The organism is bacterium, assembly GCA_036382775.1.
Taxonomy (GTDB): domain Bacteria; phylum Hydrothermota; class Tepidihabitantia; order SM23-42; family JAOAFX01; genus DASVHD01.
In genome coordinates this window covers 90,592-112,153 of record DASVHD010000041.1, presented here as the reverse complement: position 1 = coordinate 112,153, position 21,562 = coordinate 90,592, and the positions used below count along the sequence as shown (strand labels likewise).

Below are 21,562 nucleotides of genomic sequence, written 5' to 3'. Positions count from 1 at the left end.
TCATTAACCGAGATATTTCAAAGCCAGGGGCGAAAAGGCGACATCGTTATACCCTATTTCCTGGGCGATTGAGAGAATTGCCTTCAGGCGCGATTTCAGAGCCTTCCTCTTTCTGATGGCAGATGATTTTTCCATAATGTACTCCCAAAAAACATGGTTGTCTTGCTCCTTGTTATATACGGAATAAATATGCCTGATATCAACGCTCATGTCGACCTTCAATTCCAGTTCTTTACCGGTGCGGGGCGACAGAATTTTGTCTATTACCACGTCCCAGGGATGGGCCAGACAAAGATTAATAGAACACAGTTGATTTTGAATCGTCATGGTTTCTTGATGTTGTTTCAGGACCGTGTTTTTTGTATAGTGCTGGAAAATGCTTTTCTTTAATATGTAATCGACGTTAAACCAGGTCTTGCCAAAAGACCACACGGTATGAAGACTTGATATCGTTTCATTGTTTACGAGTTCATTATCAATATTGAAAATCTTTAGCGATGGTGTTTTTGGTTTATCCATGAAATTTTTTAACTGATTAATATTTTTAAAAAGGAGGTCGATATCCCATAAAACTACATAGTGTAAATAACCCTGGATCAAAAGCGACAGGGCACCAATGATGATAAAATTGAGGTCAGGGAATTCCTGAAGCCAAGATAGTTCCTGCAGGATCTGAACCATGTTTGCTCGTCTTTTTTCATCCACAAAATCCAACCAACTTGTGGTTTTATTGTCGTTCACGTAAGCCATAATCATCGCCTATTATGCGTAGAAAACCGAGTTCTTGTTTGGTGTTTATTATTAGTGCTTAATTTGCTGAGCAGCTTTTATTCCGGCGCGGAAAGCCTTGATATTCAGATCCTCAGTGCCTTTTGGAACACGCGATAGTATCGCTGATTCCATAGATTCCGGTGAAATAACCTTGGTTAATTCAATAATTACGCCGAGGGATAGGATGTTGGCGACAAGAGATTTTCCCGTCTCCTTTTCTGCGAGTTCGGTGATGGGGAGCGATACAATCTTGTATTTTCCTTGAGGAACTTTTAATACATAGTTCGAATCAACCAGTAAAATACCACTATCTTTCAGATCTTTGGCATATTTATCGCATGCTTCCTGCGTAAAAGCAAGAAGCAAATCAATATTGACCGCTTTCGGATAATCGATTTCTTCGTCGCTTACGATAACCTCAGAACGGCTTGACCCGCCCCGTGCTTCCGGTCCATATGATTGACTCTGCGTTGCATTTTTGCCATCGTAAATCGCCGCTGCCTCAGCCATAATCTTACCAGCAAGAATCAGCCCCTGACCTCCTGAACCGCTTAAACGAAACTCATACCGTAATGCCAATTTTACCCCCTTGCCTGATCAATTAACTTCTGATATTCCGCGCAGAACTCCGGTCTTTCAATATCATGGAGGACGCCGATGGTGATCTTACCTTGTTTTTCTTCAGGCGTCATTTTCCGAGCGGTTTCGATCGGGACACTGTTTTCTTTGAAAAAAGTGAGCATGTCGACCGCGGTGCCCAGACGGTTAGGTCTGCCATAATATGTGGGGCAGGGAGTCATTATCTCGATCACTGAAAACCCTTTCTTATTGAGCGCTTTCTCAATCAGCTTATCCAGCTGGGTTGCGTGATAACAGGTGCCCCGCGCGACAAACGAAGCACCGGCAGCGATGGCTAATCCTGATATATCAAAAGCCGGTTCGGTATTACCGTAGGGAGCGGTGCTCGCTCTTTTGCCAAAGGGCGTGGTCGGAGAAACCTGGCCGCCCGTCATTCCATATATGTAATTATTATAAATAAGGACTGTCATGTCTACGTTTCGTCGCGCTGCGTGTATGAAATGGTTTCCGCCGATCGCGGTTGCATCTCCGTCACCCGAGATAACGATTACTTTAAGCTTTGGTTTAGCAAGCTTTAGTCCGGTAGCAAAAGCGATGGCTCTGCCATGATGAGTGTGCAGGGTGTTGAAATCCAAATAACCGGGTGTTCTGGATGAACAACCGATGCCGGATACGATCGCCATGTCGTCTTTTTGAATTTTAATTCTGTCAATTGCTCTAAGCATCGCCTTTACAATAATGCCGCACCCACAGCCCGTGCACCAGATGTGCGGGAATTTTTCCTTTCTCAGGTATTTCTCATACGGAAACATCTTTTATTCCTTTTAATATCTCATCCGGCGTTATAAGCGTACCATCGACCCGATTGACCAGTACCGGCTCGATCTTCGTGGCGCATGCGACTTCATGCGCCATCTGGCCAAGGTTCATCTCCGGTACGACAAAATGCTTGATCGTGGAGGCGATGCGGCCCAGAACCTCGTAAGGGAAGGGCCAGAGAACATAGAGCTGAAAGAGTCCGGCTTTGATACCCTGTTCGCGGGCGAGACGTATCGCGCGCCGCGCCGAACGCGCGCTGGAGCCGTAAGCGACCACGCAGATCTTGGCGTCATCCAGGTATTCCTGCTTGTAATCGATGATCTGATTCTTGTAACGTTCTATCTTCCGGTTGATCCTGCGATAGAGCACATCGATCTTTGCCGGGTCATTCGTCGGGAACCCGGTTTCATCATGACTCAGTCCTGTGACGTTGAAGCGGTATCCGGATCCATAATCGGCCATCGGCGGAATATCGGATTCGGTCATCCGGTATGGGATGTATTTATCCGGAGGTTCGTGCGTTTTTTCCCGTTCGATGATCTGGATCTCATCTTTTTGCGGAATGATGATCTTTTCGTTGATGTGGCCGATGATCTCGTCCATCATGAGCATTACCGGAACCCGGTATTTTTCCGAAAGGTTGAACGCTTTGATCGTCCAGTCATACGTTTCCCGTACGGTGGATGGGCACACGGCAATGACCGGATGGTCGCCGTGAGTACCCCACCGCGCCTGCATGACATCGGCTTGGGCAGGCAGGGTCGGCAAACCAGTGCTCGGCCCGCCGCGCTGGACATTGACCACGACCACGGGAACTTCAGCCATCGACGCATAGCCGATATTCTCCTGCATGAGCGAAAATCCCGGTCCGCTGGTCGCGGTCATTGATTTGACCCCAGCCAGGGAGGCGCCAATGATCGCGCCCATCGAAGCGATCTCGTCTTCCATCTGGATGAAAGTGCCGCCGACCCGCGGCAGCATGCGGGAGAGGACTTCAGCGATTTCGGACGACGGTGTGATAGGATAACCGGCGAAGAACCGCAAACCAGCTGTGAGTGCGGCTTCAGCGCAGGCTTCATTACCGGTCATTACTTTGATGTTGGCGGGTCGGTTAATGGGATTCATGTTTTTTAGATCACGTCGCCGGTTTCGGCGGTTCGCTTCTATTAACAACTATCGCAAAATCAGGACAATAGATTTCACAAAGCTGGCATCCAGTGCAGGCATCGGGGCTGATGACAAAAGCTTTATCCCTTTCCATCGCCAGCACTTTTTTAGGGCAAAAGGCGACGCAGATCTCACAACCTTTGCACCATTTAGTGTTTATAACCAGATCGAATTTTCTTGTGGTTGTCTGCATTCCAAGAGGAAGTATATACATTTATCGAAGAAAGTCAACAAGCATATATAATGATATAGTTATTATGTAATTATGTTATTGAGTAATTAAGTAATTGGGTAATCACATGTATTCGACCAGCAGTTTCTTCTTTGAATGAAGGCTGAAGTACGCTGCTGGCAGGTCGAGCATGGTGAAGGCGCCGTAATTTTTTGCCTGGTTCATGCGAAAACAAGCCCGGCTGCAAGCCGTGAGGATATTACCGGTCGCTTCGGCATTGCTTCCCCATTCGCACCGGTATTCAAGCAGCGCCCGGCTGCCGATACCTTTTTGATTGGTCGCTACAACAAAACCACCGTGAGGATATTGAGAATGTTTCTTCGCCATCTCTGATTCCGTGATAAAGACCACCCTGGTGCGGTACTCGGAAAAATAATGCGGCATGAGTTTGATCTCTTTTTCGATTTTCTTCCTGTCGGCGCCCTTATGTGCGACCACATAGACCAGGCGCGTGTGTTTGTCACACGCCCGCAGCCGCGGGTTAGCGCAATCTCGAACTTTTTGGATCGCGGCATCGACCGGTAGCGTATATTGCCTCGCATCGAGGACGCCCTGGATCGAGCGGACCGCATCAGAATGCCCCTGGCTTACGCCCGGTCCCCAAAAAGTATAATGCCTTGCCCCCGGAATAAAAGCATCGGCTAGAACACGTTCCCACGAAAAAGTACCGGGATCCCAGCCGGCCGAGATGATCGCCGTGTGCTTATTTCTCGCCGCGTAATGATCCATGGCGGTGTGGTAGGCCGGAATACGTGCGTGCGTGTCAAAGCTATCGACCGTGTTGAAGTACTGGGCGAAAAACGGTCCCTGACCATGAACATCAGGATCATCGATGCGTTTTTTCAGGGATTTTATGCCTGATGCCGCGCCAAAGATATCATCCTTCGAGCCGCTGCACAGGATCGCGACATCGGCGGTTTTTTTAAAATCGCCGATCGCGTATACCGGGATCTTTTTAACGTGCTTTTTGACCCGGTCAGGATCGCGCGTGATGATCTGGACGAGTTCCATGTCGGGATTGCGATCGACTGCGCAGTGCACGCCTCTGCCGATGTTGCCATACCCGACGATAGCCACTTTTATCTTTTTCATGATCGATGTCTTATAAGTTACTAACGAGCAAGTATATTCGGGAGCCTGTTCGAGTCAAGCGGGATCGCGCGGTCGTAAAAAAAAAGGTCCTGTGTCATGCGGACACAGGACCTCGGATTTATTGGTTGACGCCCGCGATCAACGCAGGATCACCGCCTTTTTTATCGCTACGTCATCGCCGGTCTCCAGCCTGACAAAATAGATTCCGTTGGGAAGCTCGTTGCCAGTATTGTCGCAGCCGTCCCATACCGCGCGTCCGGACTGCGCGCCTGTGGCGATTATGCCAAACTGTTTTACCAGCCGTCCCATCGCATCGTAAATGCCCAATCTCGAACCGTCGCTTTTATCGGCGATCGTATAGGCGATGTCAAGATGGTTTTTCACGATGGAGGGACTGATGCAAAGAGATGTTTTTGCATCGACTGTCCCTGGATTGTAGTCGGCAATGCCAATGTAGTTCGTAAAATTTCCGGCTTCCCAGTCAAGGAGGGCGGGATTATTGGGCGATTTTGTCCCGATTTTATACAGGAGACCTACCATTCGGATCGTCTTGTAGGTTGTCGTGTCTAATGCGCTGAGATCGATGGTGTCGGCGACAATGGTGGAGAAAAATCCCGCGGCATTGCCCGGCAGCGCGCTATTGGGAATAGCCTGCCATGAACTGCCGTTGTAATATTCGAACTTCATCCCGATCGAATCGCCGGCAGTCGCTTTCCGCCAAACCGCGCCGCCCCAATGAGGCCGGCTGTACATTGTTGAGAGATCATGATAATTAATAGTGGTGGATGTTACAGTCCCCTGGGTGCCGCTCGTAGAGAATGTGTAGCGCAGGACCACGTTGTCGCAAGCGCTGGCATAACCCCAGTGCGAGGTTGCAGTGCTGTCGCTGAAGAACCATTGGAACTGAACGGAATCGCAGGGCAAATATGCCGTGAGGTTGTGGGCCGCCGTGCCGCTGCCGCTTGCCGTGTATACGGCAAGGTCAGTCCAGGCGGTCCACGAGGCGCCGGTCTTGCGCCGCGTTTTGAAACGCAGTTTTTCGCCGGTCTCATAGACCTGAAATCCGTATCCGTACAGGACTTCAAGCGTCAGTGCGCCGACCGGCACGCGGATAGCAGGCGTGAGGATCGCTTCGTTGTTATTTATCACGCCGCTGCCGGCATCGTCATCCGAATAATATGCGTAGTATACGCCGTAAGCCGGCGGCGTGTAAGCCCCAATATCCCCGGTCGTACCGACTGACCACTGGTAAGTATCACCGTTGCCATTGACCACGGTCCAGCCGGCCGGCACAGCACCCGCTTCAAATGTTTCGAAAAAGACGGTGTCGGTGATCGAAGAACCGGCGCTTACCAGAACGATGCTATCGCCCTGGATGACTGTCTGGTCGTAAATGTTGGCAAGGAACTGCGCGTTCGTGGTTTGGTACCAGCTGCATGTATTGGCGGGCAGGCTGGTGCCAATGGAGAAGGATTGGTTTGCCGAATATCCCGACCACATGCCGCTGCCGCCGGGATCCGTGCATTTCACTTTCCACCAGTAGGTCATTCCATTGACCAGCGCATAAGGGAGCGTGAAATTGACCGTCGCGCCGCTCGCGTAAAAGCCCGTGGTTGAACTGTCCGGCGATGCGAAATTGGGATCGTCATCCCATAAAATCCGGTACCGGAGCTGGTCGCCGTTCTGGTCCGTCGAATAGAATGCCAGCGTGGGCTGCACAACGGGCAGACGCGCGCAGTGGAACGGTTTCACGATCGTGGGCGTCGCCGGTACGGCGCCAAGGTCGCCAAGATGCCTGATGCATGCTTGGTAATTTTCTTTTTGCCCGGCGGTTTGCTGTACCCAGGCATAGATATCGATCTTGTTCTCGTTCCAGCTGGCCCCGATCGAAAAAGACTGACTCTGGATCACGGAGTCGCCGGCCGCGATCGTGACTGCCTGGCCTACTTCGGTCGGCAGGTAATCGCGCGCGACGTGGTTGTGCCATACGTCGCCGTTGGGACCCGCATAATAAAGCGAATCTTCCACGACGACGAAATAGAAATTGCCGCTGATGCTGGAGCTGCCGGTGTTCTTGAATTTCGCGTAAACGGTTCCGGTGCGCGTGCTGGGGCTATACGTACCCCACATCGTGGGAACAAGGTCCGAGGGCTGATTCATGCGGTTGACAATATCCGTTTCGTAACTTGTGCTCTGCGCGCCATCGACATAGGCATCCGGAGTAAAGGAGACATTGTAAAAATTGAATGCCCGGTTGGCTGCTTCGGCGCAGTACAGGGGATAGGAACTAGCAAGATGGATCTCAACGAGAGCAACGCGTCCCGGATAGTTAAGCGCTATTTGTGCCAGTTGACCACTGACAGCGGTACAGCTGCCTCAGCCTTCCTGGTACATCTCTTCGACCAGCACGATGCGGTCGGCAGCGAATGCTGAACTGGATATGCCAAATAAAAGACTTAAACCTATCATTGAAAACTTATTCATACAACCTCCTTTTTTTAATTTTATATAGCATTATAATACAAATGTCCTTCTTGTCAAGTAGATATCTCCCGGCTATTCTTTCAGAACTATAATCAATGCCATTGACGGTTGACAAGGACTGCTTATTTGTTATAGTATTCCAATGATCTTGATTCTTTTTTTTCTGCCGGTACAGGTTAATGTTGACCTTGCTGCCGACGTGAACATGCGTTATGCGTACCCGACGTCGGATTTGTACTTCACGCACCCGGGGTTTGCCAATCCCGCTTTGTCCGAGGGGCTTATCGGTTTTATGCTGAACCCGGCAGCCTTGGCGCGCGTTGGGGGAATGGAAGCGATGATCTGTCTGGCTCCGAACATGAAAACGGTCATCAGCACGGAGTTCGTGATACCGCTGGACAGCGTTGAGACTATTCTAGACTCGATCAAAGTTCCGACCGATCTGGGCATTGAACAAACCGGCGGAATTGACTTTGCCGGTCTGGCGGTTACTTTCAAAGGTTGGCGGCTGGCTGCAGGCAGCCAGAGGGGTGACTGCATGGAACTGAGCTGCCATGCGTCGGTCCGTCCCTCGGCCGGATATGAAATGGATTATCAGGATACGCTTACTCATGATCTCCTCCCGGATCTAGGGCTTTATGATTCGATCCCGGTCCGTTTTGTATTGAGTGCAGCCGGAGACCTGATGCTGAACGCGGACGGGGATGGTAAATATTTAACGAAGTCAATGAACGTGGCGGTCAGCCGCAGATTACTGGGCATAGATATGGGCATTGGTTTGCAGGCTACGCCGGTCACCATCGACGGCAGTTTTGCGTCCGCGCTCAGCGGCGCATTGGGCAGCGGTGTGGCGCTGGCGGTGGAGCCGTACAATGATTGGACGATCGATGCTTCTTTTGATGTGGAAGTCGACGCTGATTCCGTGCTCAGATGTAATGGCAATGCGTCTTTGAATTTTTGCATGACATCTCTCACCTGGGGTATGAAGAAAGATTGGCGTTATCTGAGCCTTGGAATATGCGGCGAGATAAGTCGCCCGACGTTTATCAACGGCGACTGGGACCTTTACACGTCTCTGCCCACTGAAATACCGCGCATCAGGTTCGATGATGATAGCCTGGTGATCGACACCGTGAATAAAGTCATTTCCGGGCATGCGACCATGGTCATATACGATTTTGAAACCGAAGACACGACCCGATATGGATTGGGCGAAATCCCCTTTCTAGGCACGGCTGGGGCGACCGCCGGGTTTGAAGCCAGGGTCTGGCGTTTTCAGCTGGGTTTTTTTGGCGGTCTTAGTTCAAGCGAAGATGGAACATATACAAGGATCAGGACCGGCTTGAACCTCGGATTCAGGACTTTTATCCCATTGCGGTTTGGTTTGATCGCTCATTTCCAGTATTTCAACGTCGCCGGCATACCAATGTCGGCATTGCCGGTGATCGCCTTCGGCGGCGGCACGGATTTCCACATTATAAAGAATTTGACTTTATTCATGAATGTTTCGGGCAACACGACCCAGGGCGCAGCAGCGCTGGTCATACCCGGAATCATGGGGGGAGAGGCAAGCACGAGCGCCCTGGTGTCGCTCGGATTCGGCCTGCGGTATCGGTTTTAGAGAGAGCGGGATTTCTGGTTGTCCTGGTCCGGGAGACCATGGGTCTTTGAGGCGGCAGATGGCAAATACGGTCTTATTCCGCTGTTTGTTGGCTTTTCAATCCTTCCACTTCCTTTACTCTATTGGCTAAATCAAGTTCCCGATAGATCCTGAGCGCCTTTTCAAGATACTCATCAGCCTGGTTTATTGAATCAATGTTTTCAGCGGTTCTCATTTTCAACATCTTGGCGTATTCGAAATACGTATTGGCGAGTAGCGCTCGATCTTTTCTTTCTTCAAAGATTTCAATCGCTTTTATGAAATATCCCTCAGCCGTCTTGAGATCGTAAGCGGCGGTGAATATCTTGCCATAGGTCACATAGCATAGGGCAATGCTGTCTTTTACCCCCAGCTCATTAGCCAGTTTGATTGCTTTTCCGGCGTAGTCCAGTGCTTCTTTGTCAGGTGCTAAGCCCGGGCCGGCAACTTTATTCTTCAATTCCGCCCAGTGTGCGTAGAGAACCACTAATCCATGTTTGCTGCCAACCGCCTTCAGAATCTCTTCGGCTCTAAGCAAATATTCCTCGCCCTTGTTGAAGGCATTTATTTTAATATTTACGGTTGCCAAATGGTTCAGCGTTTCGGCAATCCCGTGCTTATAACCTATCTCCTCAAATGTCTGCAAACCCTTTTGATAGAATTCAATAGCCTTATCGTTGTCTCCCCGTGCCTCATAGATGGTTGCCAAATTACCGTAAGCTATGCCAATGCTTCGCTGGTTGCCTATCTCCTTGGAGATGTCCAGGGACTTTTGAAAAAGTTCAAAAGCCCGATCGTATTTCCCCTTTGCGTAATACACGTTGCCGAGGTTATTGAGAATCTTGCCCAATCCTGATTTGTCGCCGATTTCATCGAGTATCTGTCGGCACGTCTGGTAAAGATTCAGGGCCTGGTCAAGGTCGCCGGTCACATGGTAAACAATGCCCAGGTTCGCACTGGCTCTGGCGATGGCTTGCTTGTCGTTAATTTCTTTCAGGGCTGCCAAGCTCTTCTGATAGAACTCAATCGCCTGGCCATAGTTGCCCTGGTCAAAATAGATGGATCCAAAACGATTGTAAGCCGATGCCTTGACCATCTTGATTTTCGGCTCTTCGCCAGGCAGTTGAACAAGCACTTTCAACCCCGCCTCGGCTTCCTCGATAGCTTGATTCATTTCACCTTTGAGCCACCATATGCCACCCCTTGCGATATGGATCTTTGATTTTTCAAGCGTTTCATCTTGGGTGTTGCCTGACAACAGCTTCTCAGCTTCGTCGTAGCATGCAAGCGCGTCGTCATAGCGACCAAGATTATGGTATATCTCTGCGGTTTTTCTTTTTGCTCGGGACCGGACGGCCGCGTTACCAGCCGACGCAGATTCCATCTGCCGGTAATAGTCTGTAGCCGCCGGGTAAATACCTTTCAAGGCATAGATATCAGCGATTGCCTCGCAGGCAAGGCAAAGCTCAGCCGTCGGTTCGCGTTTTTCACCATTGATGATTGAAATCATTTTTTGATAATAGGCAATAGCCTCGTCATTTGCGTACCTGTCCCGTGCCTTTTGACCCGCTTTGCTTAGCCACTCAAGCGCCTTGATGGAGTTATCGCTATTCGCATACTGAAGGGCGAGCAGCTCGGCAAAATCATCGAGTCGGTTCTTGTAGAGTCGCTCTATCACTTCACCGGCTTTGCCATGGACCTCCCGCCGTTTTTTCTTGAGCAGCCCATTATAAGTTACCTCCTGCAAGAGAGGGTGACGGAACATGTATTCCAGATCAGGGAACCTTTTTAATTCCTTGATATACTCATATTCCTCAAGGGTTGCCAGGTGGAGAGTCAGTATCAGGCTGTCGAGCCCGCAAAGTTGTTCAAGAATCGGCCCATAGAAATTGCGGCCGACAACCGAAGCGGTCTGCAAAACGCCCCTCGACTCCGGGTCAAGCCTATCCAGCCGCGATTTAATGACGGTGTGGATCGTATCCGGTATTTGCAGGGAAGAAACATCGGCCGTAAGACGCCAAACGCCCGACGAGAAGATCAACACATTGGAGTCTATCAAGGACCGGATGATCTCTTCAAGATAAAAAGGATTGCCTTCAACTCGGGCAAGGATTCGCGCCATGAATTCCTTGGTGAAACCAGGTATTTTCAAAAGATTGCGCACCAACTCGGCACTTTCATCGGCATCCAGCGGTCTCAATATGATCTCCTGAAAGTCGTCGCGTAATATCTCTTTCAGTTTTTCTTTGGTCTTATAACATGTTCGGTCCTTTTCAATTCGTGAAAGACCAAGGAATAATACCGGCGGCAACTTACTTGAGCCGAATATGAATTCCAGCAACTCCAGAGACCCGGTATCAATCCAGTGATAGTCTTCAATCACAAAAAGAATGGGCTGCCGATGAGCAAGGGCGGCGAATAGCTTATTGATACCGATCATTATCTGGAGCTTCACCGCCTTGGCGTCAAGATATTTCACTTTCTCATCAAGGTTATCCGTAAAACGAATCGAGAACAGATATCCTATATAGGGAACAACATCGGCCCATTCATTTGAAAGAACCTCTTTCGTCTTCTTCAAGAGTTTTTCCCGTATGACATCCTTTGAATCTTGATCAGTAAGCCCGAACACGGTTCCCAGGACCTGCAAGAAAGGCCAGTAAGGGATGGTCTCACTATTGAATAGACATCTACCCTCAATAATTGTAATCGGTAAAGAGCGATCAACCATGCCATTCTTAAGTTCTTCCCATAACCGTGATTTACCCAGACCCGCGTCACCGAGCACAAATGCTGCACCTCCCTTGCCGCTTGTCAGTTTTTCTAATGACTGCTTAAGCGACTGGAGTTCTCCGTCCCTTCCCACCAGCGGTGAGTACAGTCCCTTTATGCCCCGTTTAGGTTCAGGTTTGTCTTTCATTTTTATTGGTCTAAAAATCTTTACCGGTTCGTCAATTCCTTTGACCGCAACCGGCGGCAGAACCTCATACTCAAATAGATATCGAGAGGACTTGAAGACCGATTCAGAGACCAGTATTTCGCCTCGTTTTGCCATATCCTTGAGTCGCGAGGCGATATTAACGGCGTCGCCCATGATCGTATTATCCCTTTTTTCCGCCGACCCCACTTCACCGACAACCACGATCCCGCTGTTCACACCGACATGTAATCCAATGTCGGTTTTTATTTTCAATCGGGTTGAAACCATATCGCTTATTTTCGGCATAAGCTTCAACATGTCAAACGCTGCTCTTATCGCGCTTTCAGGAGCATCTTCCTGCGCGGTCGGAAACCCAAACAGGGCAACAACAAGGTCTCCTTCGTATTTGTGAACCGTTCCATCCTGACTGGTGATCGTGCCGTTTAAGTGTTCAAAACAGATGTTAGCAAAGTCGCGGACTTCTTCCGGGTCAAGTTTTGATGAAAGTGCCGTGAACCCCGAGAGGTCGGCAAAAAGTATCGTTATCAATCTGCGTTCTTCAGTTGCCGGGTTCATTTATTTTATCAATTATAGCAAAGAATATTGCATAGTCAACGAGCATCTAAAATGGTCCGGTTGACTTTCTCATGGATATGTATATGCTCAATACAATAATAGAAATGGAGGTTCTGTGTTCATCTTACTCTGGGCACTGTTAGGGCAAAGTGATAAAATTATTGAAACCAGATACTCAGATATCGCGCCCAAAATCGACGGTTTCATCGAGGAGATCTGGCAGCAGGCGGATTCGGCGAATGATTTCATTCAGTTCAAACCTTATGAAAAAGGCATACCTACGGATACGACAGTGGTTTATTTGCTTCAGGATAAAAATAACCTGTACGTGGCATACCGCTGTCACTGCCGTCAGAATAAACCGACGGTATACCCCGGATTATATGAAGATTATGTGGTGTTATATTTAGATCCTATGGCGAGCAAGAACACGGCCTATTTTTTCCAAACGACAATAAGCGGCGTGATCGAGGACGGCATGATGCTCGATAATGGGCTTAATACCGATGCTTCGTGGGATGGAGTCTGGTACCGCGGCGTAAAAATTTACGACGACCGCTATGAAGTCGAAATAAAAATTCCTTTCAAATCGATCCGTTATAAGAAAGAATTATCCGAATGGGGTGTGAATTTCGCGCGCTATACCGCTGCGATAAGGGAAACCGATTACTGGACTGAAGTATTGCTGACCGAACAGTTCCTCATATCAAAATTCGGTGCGCTGAAATGCGTTGAACCTCGCTCGACGGGCTATTATTTCGAACTATATCCTGAAGCTTATGTCCGGTACAATACGATCAGTGACGACGAAGAAATAAAACCAAGCGGCAGTCTGAACTTCAAATGGGATGCCACGCCGCAGACCACGGTCAACGCCACCGTATTGCCTGATTTTGCGCAGATCGAGTCTGATCCCTATGCCTTGAACCTGTCTCAGTATCCGGTCTACTTGAGCGAACGAAGGCCGTTCTTTATCGAGGGATTTGATATTTTCAGGATGCCGAGCCTTGGTCTCTTTAGTATCGTTTCATTGCTGAAAGTTTTTTACTCACGCCGGATCGGCAAATCAATGGGTGATGAAAGCGTGCCGATACTGGGTGGCATTAAATTAACGACAAAATCCGAGAAATTCAATGCGGGAGTATTCGGTGCCTACACCGACGAATACCGTGATACCAGCAACACCATTATTGAACCGGCAAGGACATTCGGTGTATTCAGGGCAAAACAGAGAATGCCGGGCAACATTGATCTCGGCACCTTGTTCAACGGTATGTATGCCAACCAAGATGATTACAATTATGTGGTCGATGTCGATGGTGTTTTGAATAATCCCGTTGGTAAAATGATCTTTCAGGCCGCCGTTAGTGACCGCAACCGAAAACGCGATTGGGCGGCATCCATGGGTTATTCCGCGATGTACAAGAGACTGCTCATGACCTCACACTGTGAACTGGTCGGTGACTCATTCGATGTGAGCGAGATCGGCTATGTCCCGTGGTCTGGCAGGAAGCGGATCGACACATATAATCCGTTCTGGTGGACATATTCAGAAGGGTTTGTCAGGGATTGGACGATCGGTCCAGGCGGCTATATCGTTCAGGAACCCGGCAGTAATGATTGGTCGAAGGTCATTTATCTCGCGACATGGCCCAGTTTCAGAAACGGACAGGAACTGCTTTGCCGAATTGCGGGTGGTCCTTATTATGAGGCGGATACGAATTATTTATTGCGGTATATGTACTTTGAGACCTGGCAGAGCGGCAGCAAAAATTGGTGGGGAACGTACCTATCGTGCAGCTATCGCTACAATTATTCGCGAAATATATTGGCTTATCAAAGCATGAACGAATTTTGGGGCGGCTATCGGGTGATACCGAGTTTATCCCCGGAGATCGAATCTTATTTATGGGTCGAGTGGGATACGACCAATTCGATCCTGGCCATGACGCTGGTCATGACACCGGAAATAACTTATTCGGTCAGCAGGGACATCGAGCTCAGAATTTTCGACGAAATTGTTGCCTTGATCCCCGAAACTCACGTTGCTGACATCGCCCTTAGTTCGAACCGGCTTGGCTTTCTTTTTTCCTGGAATTTTCTGCCCAAGAGCTGGTTCTATATCGCGGTCAATGACTACAGAGAACGAGTTGATGAACGCCTACAGTCTAAATATTTCATCAGTGCGATAAAAGTGAAATACCTCTTTTATTTTTAATATTAGGACCCGCTGAATGTTCCCGTTGCTTTTGAAAGTCATGACCATCAGCGCGTCAGGTGCCTTTGCGCCCGGACCTTTGACCACGGCGATCGCCGCGGCCGGTCTGAAAAAAGGCTGGCGCGCCGGTATTGAAGCAAGCCTCGGGCACACCGTCGTGGAATTCCCGCTGGTGCTGATTCTGTCCGCGGGCGTCGCCGCGATATTCAAGAACCGCGCGGCGATGATAAGTATCGGATTTGTCGGCGCGTTTTTCCTCTTGCTGTTCGGGTTTTTAACGATCCGGGATACGATCCGCACGAAGATCGATTTGACCGGATCGGGGACTGCAGGAGCAGATACTGGCAAATACGCATTGTCGCCATTTGTCACGGGCGTAGCCCTTTCTGCCTTTAATCCTTATTTCATTGCCTGGTGGGTCGGTATCGGGACGCCATTGATCTCTGAAGCCATGGAACGGGCTGGCTTGCTGGGTGTCGGTGTGATCTATGTCGCGCACGTATGGCTGGATTACGCGTGGCTGACGTTCATCGCGAGCATCGCCTCGCTGGGCAAGGGAAGGGCTGTTTTAATAAGGATCATACCGCTGATACTTGGCCTGCTGGTCATATATTTCGGCATCATGATGTTTCGCAGTACGCTGCGACTCCTAACACAGTAACTTTAGTGGTTATGATAATAATCAACAATACGCTTCGCAACTGCGCTCTTGGCATAATATCTGTAGTGGCAGAGCTTGCTCTGCAAAATTACGGCCGAGTCCCCTTCGAGGATTTTCAATAAACTCGACTACCACGATAATAGAAGATCCATATAAACAAATGCAAAGGCATAATTGTCATATATATAACATCTAACACAGGAGGAATTAATGGGCAAAAGGATCGGCGCGCTCGCGTTCATTTTCGCGTGCACGAGCGTGGCATGGGTAATACTCGGAGGGATCACTACCTCCAGGACCGCGGAACAGGATCTCAAGCTGAAGAATGCGGTCGGTCAGTTATGGGGAACCGTGCAAAAACAATACGCGCCCTACGTGTTCTACCAGACCAGGGAAGAAAAACAGATCACGACATATACCGGAAATGAGAAGATCGTCGAGAACAGAGTGGAAACGACCGATCATCCGATCAATCTGACAAGCAGCGATATTTCGGTAGACCTGAAACTGGAACACCGCAGGAAAGGCCTGCTCTGGTATTCCACGTATAAAGTCGGTTTCAGATCGTCGTACAAGGTCGTAAATACCACTGACCAGACGCGTGATATCCTTTTTGAGTACTATTTCCCGACGACCGAAGGCGTGTACGATAATTTTTCGTTCGAGATCGACAATGTAAAGACCAAGGGTATAAAACCCGAGAACGGAAAGATCCAGTACGTGAATTCGATGAAACCGGGCGAGTCCCGTGAAGTGGCGATCGCCTACGAATCACAAGGCATGGATGAATGGTGGTACATTTTTGGCAGCAGCGTGTCGCATATCGAGAATTTCAACCTGGCGATGACGACCGATTTTAAAAAGATCGATTTCCCCGAGAACAGCATCTCGCCGACCGAAAAAGTGGCGTCGGACCAGGGTTGGAAGCTGAACTGGAATTATCGTGACCTCATATCCGGGATCCAGATCGGCATGAAAATGCCTCAAAAGGTCAACCCGGGACCATTCGTCAGCCGCGTGACCTTTTTCGCGCCGGTGTCGCTCTTCCTTTTTCTGTTCCTGATGTTCATCATCGTTACCCTGGGGCAGATCAAGGTCCACCCCATGAATTTTTTCTTTATCTGCGCCGCTTTTTTCACATTTCATCTTCTGCTCGCCTACCTGGCGGATCACGCGGATATAAATCTCGCGCTGATAATATCATCGGTGGTCTCGATCTTCCTGGTTATATCCTACATGCGGCTCGTGACCGGTGCGCGCTTCGCGTTCCTCCAGACCGGAATTGCCCAAGCCGTGTACCTGGTGCTTTTTTCGTACACTTTCTTCCTGGAGGGATACACCGGGCTTGCCATCACGATCCTCTGTATAGTCACGCTTTTCATCGTGATGCAGATGACCGGCAAGATAGACTGGGAAAAGCAATTCGGGAAAAAATAGAAGGGATGTAAGGAAAGGAGTTAACTCGAAAGAGTTTTATAAATGATAAAAGCCTTACGGCTTAAATCCGGGTAACTCGTAAGAGTAAGTAGTACATAGTCTGTAGTGGCAGAGCTTGTTGGAGCGAAGCGGAAATTCCGCCTTGCGGGACTCTGTTCGTAGCGTCCGGATTCATCCGGACGAAAATATCTCAGAAAACTCAGAAACCGTCCATCTAAAGATGGACGCTACGGTAACGGAGGGTTGACATCCGTACTCATGCATATATAATCAAAACCAGAAAAGGAGAAAAGAAAAAATGAAGATAATCCTGCAAACCATATTAAATATGTGCATTATTGTGACCTTCGCACTGACTTCCTGCAAAGAAGATGACCAGGGTACGCCGCCTGAATCTTTCGGCGTTGATCACACTTGTTCAGTTCTGTCCGACATCCCGGCGCAGTGGATCGATTCGGCAATGACCCTGAGCGCGCATTATGCCCACACGTCGCACGGCGGGCAGATCACGATCGGTCTTGAGCGGATAGAGAGTACGGATGCAACATACAATGTTGAGATCGGATACAGTTCCCTGCCCGTTGTTGCCGGCGCGCTGTGCATATTCGATGGCCAGGAGACAGACACCTACATAACCCCTGAACTATACTGGCAATCACAAGAGGGTATGAACCTTACCCGGGATGTTTTGAATAGTAATCCGAGTATCACGATTTCCATGTGGATGTGGTGCACGCAGCTGGACGGCTATACTCAGGAAGAAGTCCAGGCTTACCTGGATTCGATGGCCGTGCTTGAGGATGAGTTCCCGGACGTGATTTTCGTATATGCGACCGGGAATGCCCAGGCTACCGGCGACGAAGGTTATAACCGCCATCTTCGGAACCAACAGATCCGGGATTACTGCGAGCAGAATGATAAGATACTTTTTGACTTCGGCGATCTTGACTGCTGGTGGTTTAACACGGGGACGAACGAGTGGGAGTACGAAACCTACGATTACAATGGTACATCCGTGCCCGCGGAACATCAGCAATTTCACGGTGACGAGGCCGCGCATACGACCTACGAAAGCTGCGACCAGAAAGGCAAAGCTTTTTGGTGGCTGATGGCCCGGATCATTGGATGGAATGGGACGTAATAAACACCCCCACCCTTCCCTCCCTCCCGCAGGGACACCAGTTATTACCAGAGAATTTTTTCCACGTTGCCCTCGAGGGGGAGGATTAAGGAGGGGGGCAGACTAAAAAGAGCAAGCAGATTCTACGGTTTTTCCAGACTGACCGGTTTTTTCACCAGCCGCACGCTGTTTGACCCGCATTTCGGGCAGGTGTGTTCCTCGATCACATTTTTGACGTAATGCAGTTTGAATTCAGCGCCGCACCTTAAACATTTGAAATCAGCTTCGTCAGGCATAAAACCTCCTGCTTTGGTCCAATAGTCCTATTGTCCGATGGTCTGATAGTCGGATAGTCAAGACCAGAAGACCATAAGACTATAAGACGATTAGACTATCAGACTATAAGACGATTAGACTATCAGACCACACGACCATACGACTATTTTTACTTATTCTCTTCATCGCTGAGGACTCTCATCGTGTACGCGATCTCCTCTTTGGTAACTTTTTGCCTGAGCCGTTCGATATCCTGCATGGTCCGGGCGAACCGTTGGCCTTCGGCCGCGCTGATCCATTCGAGCAGGAGTCGTTCCGGCCGGATTTTCAGCTTTTCGAGTTTGTCCCAGAGTTTTTCCACTCGTTTCTGCGTCCACCGGTTGGCGTCAATATAGTGGCAGTCGACAAAGTGGCAGCCTGATACGACGACCATGGGCGCGCCTTTCCTGAAGGCATGAATAACCCATTTCTCATCAACCCGGCCGCTGCACATGGTGCGTATGAGCCGCGGGCTTACCGGATACTGCAGCCTCGCGCCCCCGCATGTATCAGCTCCCGCATACGAGCACCAATTGCACGCAAAGACGATCACTTTTTCATCAGGATCGTTTTCAAGGTAGGCATCGATCTGTCCGATAATCTGATCGTCGGTGAAATGCTTCATCTTGATCGCACCGAAACGGCATTCGGCACCGCATGTTCCGCATCCCTTGCACATCGCTTCAACAAACGAGATGTTTTTCTTTTTTGCGTCGACCGTTATCGCCTTATAGGGACATGCCTGAGCGCAAATAGTACAAAAATGGCATGCATCAGAATTGATATCTGAAGAAATTGCTTCGACTTTTACTTTACCGGCGGCAAGTATCGTCCCGGCTCTTGCGGCGGCGGCGCTTGCTTGAGTAACTGAATCCTTAACATCCTTCGGTGCTTCGGCGCAGCCGGCAAAGAATACTCCGCTGGTCGGTGCGTCAACTGGTTTGAGTTTGGGATGCGCCTCCATGAAGAAACCGTCCGATGTTTTGGAAAGCGTAAGCAGTTTCTGAACCGACGGCATGTCCAGCCTGGGCGTGACGCCGACCGAGAGGACAATCATATCGAGTTCATGTTCTTCAATCCGGTTCGAGGTGGTGTCTTCCACCAGTATTTTCAAATCGCGGCTGGCCGGGTCCTCGGTTATTTCGCCGGGGATGCCCCGTATATAGCGGACTCCCATTTCCCTGCTTCGTTTGTACAGATCTTCAAACCCTTTGCCGAATGCCCGGATGTCGATGTAGAATACTTTTGCCTCGATATCAGGATAGTGGTCTTTCAGAAGCAGTGTATCTTTTACCGTGTTCATACAGCAGATATTGCTGCAGTACGGCTTGCCTCGTTTTTCCGAACGGGAGCCGACGCACTGAATAAAACCGACGCGCCTCGGTCTCTTTCTGTCGCTGGGCCTTATGAAATGTCCGTCTGAAGGTCCGCCCGCCGAGATGAGGCGTTCGAATTCCATGCTCGTGACAACATTGTCATACTGCGTATAGTGATATTCGTCAAGCTCGGTAGGATCATAAACATCCATGCCCGTGGCGACCACCACCACGCCGCTGTCGAATTCGATGATTTCTTCACGCATGTCATAATCAATACATTTTTTGTCGCATTTATCCGCGCATTTACCGCACGCGATGGGATTTATGCCAAGACAGTTTTTCATGTCGATTAAATAAGCGGAAGGAACTGCCTGGGGGAATGGGATATGGATGGCTTTGCGGGATGAAAGACCCGCCTGGTATTCATCCGGCACTACCACCGGGCAGATTTTTGCGCAATCACCGCAGGCAGTGCAGTCTTTTTCCCTTACGTACCTCGCCTTTTTTCTGACTCGCACATGGAAGTTGCCGACATAACCTGTTATTGACTCGACTTCGCTGTAGGTCAGTAGTTTTATCTTGGGATGTCGCCCGACATCCATCATCTTTGGACCGAGTATTCATATCGCACAGTCCATCGTCGGGTAGGTCTTTGCCAGTTGAGCCATAAGACCGCCCAGCGACGGCTCTTTTTCCACAAGATAGACCGGATATCCGGCATCTGCGAGATCAAGCGCTGCTTGCATCCCCGCAACACCACCGCCGATAACCAGCGCTGTTTTTGTCACGGGCAATTCTTTTTCTTCTTGCGGTTCAAGATGTGCGGCACGGGCAACGTATGCTTTAATTATGTCCCGGGCTTTTTTCGTCGCGCCCGCAACATCACCCATATGCACCCACGAGCACTGTTCTCTGATGTTGGCCATGTCAACGAGATAAGGATTTAAACCCGCTTCCGAGACACAGGTGCGGAATGTCGGTTCATGCATGCGCGGCGAGCATGAGGCGATAACGACACGGTTCAGTTTGTGCTCTTTTATTGCCTTTTTTATATCCTGTTGGCCCGGTTCCGAGCACAGATAGCGGTTTTTAATGCCGAAAACCACGTGCGGCATTCCGGCCGAATCTTTTACTAGCGCGTCACAGTCAACCGATCCGGCAATGTTGGTTCCGCATTCACAGACAAAGACACCCACTCTTATTTCTTCATCCTGCGGCATTTGAATCACCCCCTTCATTTTAGTCGTATTGTCATATAGTCCTATAGCCGGATAGTCTGATAGTCGGGATTGTCCGACGATAAGGCGATACGGCCATACGACCATAAGACCATGAGACCATCAGACGATTTTTTCTAATACCCTATCCGCCTTCACCCGGTGCGTGTGCAAGCCGATTTCTTCGGCCGATAATCCCTGCGCCAGTCCCAGCAGCTGGAACAGGTATATGACCGGTATATTATATTCCTTGCCCTTTTTCCGGCTGATAATCAGCTGACCCAGGTCAAAAGACGAAAAACAGGTCGGACATATCAGGCCCATGCAATCGGCGCCCGATTCCTCGATCGCCGCGAAAATTTCATTGGTCATTTCTAACGGCAGTTCATCATCCATACAGCCTTTGCCACAGCAGAGCATGCGTTCTTTCTGTTCCACCGGGACAGCCCCCAGCGCCCTGACAAAATCATCGAGGATCGCGGGATAATCGGCATCGTCAACGTGCATTATTTGACTCGGTTTCAGCAGATGACAGCCATAGTGGATTCCGACCGTGATGTTCTTGAGCGGTATCCTCACGGATTTTTTTACCGCATCCAAACCGAGATCGTCCCGGATGAACACGGTTGCATGTTTCACGCTGACCTTGCCTTCGTACCGGCGGTTTACTTTCTTGAGGCGGCGGTTTACATCTTCGAACAACTCTTTTTCCTCGGCAAGGATATGCTGCGCTTCTCTCAAGGTCGACACGCACCCGGAACACATCGTTATCAGAGGCAAACCGGTTTCTTCTGCGACCGCGAGATTCCTCGCGGCAATGGTCAGCCAGTTCATTTTGTTCCTTGCTTTAAAATATATGGGATCCGGACAGCACGTAAACCCTTCGATGTCAACGAGCTCGATGCCGATATTCGGCATGGTTTTTCTGATCGCCAGTTCCATCTGCGGGTACTTCAACGGCATCATGCAACCCCAGAAAGGAACTACCTTCATGCG

Annotated in this window: 16 protein-coding genes; 5 read left to right on the top strand and 11 right to left on the bottom strand. The window is 49.6% G+C overall.

Translation table 11 applies throughout. The annotated features are described in order from the left end of the window. Positions 1-3 precede the first annotated feature (3 nt). The 7 genes from VF399_10885 to VF399_10855 form a co-directional block, all read right to left on the bottom strand. Positions 4-681 (bottom strand): hypothetical protein, encoded by a 678-nt coding sequence (locus tag VF399_10885; protein ID HEX7320846.1) that lies wholly within the window; start codon positions 679-681, stop codon positions 4-6. A 120-nt stretch (positions 682-801) separates the two neighbouring features. After that, positions 802-1,350, bottom strand: a complete 549-nt coding sequence (locus tag VF399_10880; protein HEX7320845.1) for a 2-oxoacid:acceptor oxidoreductase family protein — start codon at positions 1,348-1,350, stop codon at positions 802-804. A gap of 2 nt (positions 1,351-1,352) precedes the next feature. Then, positions 1,353-2,162 carry a 2-oxoacid:ferredoxin oxidoreductase subunit beta gene (locus tag VF399_10875; GenBank protein HEX7320844.1) on the bottom strand — a complete coding sequence of 270 codons (810 nt, stop codon included), beginning with the start codon at positions 2,160-2,162 and terminating at the stop codon, positions 1,353-1,355. Beyond that, positions 2,149-3,294, bottom strand: coding sequence for a 2-oxoacid:acceptor oxidoreductase subunit alpha (locus VF399_10870; GenBank protein HEX7320843.1), 1,146 nt, complete (start codon positions 3,292-3,294; stop codon positions 2,149-2,151). Before VF399_10870 ends, VF399_10875 begins: the two co-directional genes overlap by 14 nt. Positions 3,295-3,304: 10 nt before the next feature. Continuing rightward, positions 3,305-3,529, bottom strand: a complete 225-nt coding sequence (locus VF399_10865; protein HEX7320842.1) for a 4Fe-4S binding protein — start codon at positions 3,527-3,529, stop codon at positions 3,305-3,307. A gap of 102 nt (positions 3,530-3,631) precedes the next feature. Continuing rightward, entirely contained in the window at positions 3,632-4,660 is a 1,029-nt protein-coding gene (locus tag VF399_10860) for a diaminopimelate dehydrogenase (GenBank protein ID HEX7320841.1), read from the bottom strand. A 138-nt stretch (positions 4,661-4,798) separates the two neighbouring features. Beyond that, entirely contained in the window at positions 4,799-6,820 is a 2,022-nt protein-coding gene (locus VF399_10855; GenBank protein HEX7320840.1) for a FlgD immunoglobulin-like domain containing protein, read from the bottom strand. Between the two features lie 466 nt (positions 6,821-7,286). On the opposite strand from VF399_10855, the gene VF399_10850 reads away from it, so the two are divergent. Continuing rightward, positions 7,287-8,765 carry a hypothetical protein gene (locus tag VF399_10850; GenBank protein HEX7320839.1) on the top strand — a complete coding sequence of 493 codons (1,479 nt, stop codon included), beginning with the start codon at positions 7,287-7,289 and terminating at the stop codon, positions 8,763-8,765. 73 nt (positions 8,766-8,838) lie between these two features. Here VF399_10850 and VF399_10845 read toward each other — a convergent pair whose 3' ends face one another. Further along, positions 8,839-12,279, bottom strand: a complete 3,441-nt coding sequence (locus tag VF399_10845) for a tetratricopeptide repeat protein (GenBank protein HEX7320838.1) — start codon at positions 12,277-12,279, stop codon at positions 8,839-8,841. Positions 12,280-12,394: 115 nt separating this feature from the next. Here VF399_10845 and VF399_10840 point away from each other — a divergent pair, with 115 nt between their 5' ends. The 4 genes from VF399_10840 (at position 12,395) to VF399_10825 (ending at position 17,736) form a co-directional block, all read left to right on the top strand. Continuing rightward, the gene (locus VF399_10840; protein ID HEX7320837.1) at positions 12,395-14,497 is read left to right on the top strand and encodes a DUF5916 domain-containing protein; all 2,103 of its coding nucleotides are present in this window, start codon (positions 12,395-12,397) and stop codon (positions 14,495-14,497) included. Between the two features lie 16 nt (positions 14,498-14,513). After that, a complete protein-coding gene (locus tag VF399_10835) occupies positions 14,514-15,158 on the top strand; it encodes a LysE family transporter (protein ID HEX7320836.1) in 645 nt (214 codons plus the stop codon). A 210-nt stretch (positions 15,159-15,368) separates the two neighbouring features. After that, positions 15,369-16,595, top strand: coding sequence for an inner membrane CreD family protein (locus VF399_10830; protein ID HEX7320835.1), 1,227 nt, complete (start codon positions 15,369-15,371; stop codon positions 16,593-16,595). Between the two features lie 298 nt (positions 16,596-16,893). Then, positions 16,894-17,736 carry a hypothetical protein gene (locus tag VF399_10825; GenBank protein HEX7320834.1) on the top strand — a complete coding sequence of 281 codons (843 nt, stop codon included), beginning with the start codon at positions 16,894-16,896 and terminating at the stop codon, positions 17,734-17,736. Between the two features lie 122 nt (positions 17,737-17,858). On the opposite strand, the gene VF399_10820 is transcribed toward VF399_10825, so the two are convergent. The 3 genes from VF399_10820 to VF399_10810 form a co-directional block, all read right to left on the bottom strand. After that, positions 17,859-18,011, bottom strand: a complete 153-nt coding sequence (locus VF399_10820; GenBank protein ID HEX7320833.1) for a hypothetical protein — start codon at positions 18,009-18,011, stop codon at positions 17,859-17,861. A 149-nt stretch (positions 18,012-18,160) separates the two neighbouring features. Continuing rightward, a complete protein-coding gene (hdrA2, locus tag VF399_10815) occupies positions 18,161-20,587 on the bottom strand; it encodes a CoB-CoM heterodisulfide reductase HdrA2 (GenBank protein ID HEX7320832.1) in 2,427 nt (808 codons plus the stop codon). A gap of 102 nt (positions 20,588-20,689) precedes the next feature. Then, positions 20,690-21,559, bottom strand: coding sequence for a CoB--CoM heterodisulfide reductase iron-sulfur subunit B family protein (locus VF399_10810; GenBank protein HEX7320831.1), 870 nt, complete (start codon positions 21,557-21,559; stop codon positions 20,690-20,692). Positions 21,560-21,562 lie beyond the last annotated feature (3 nt).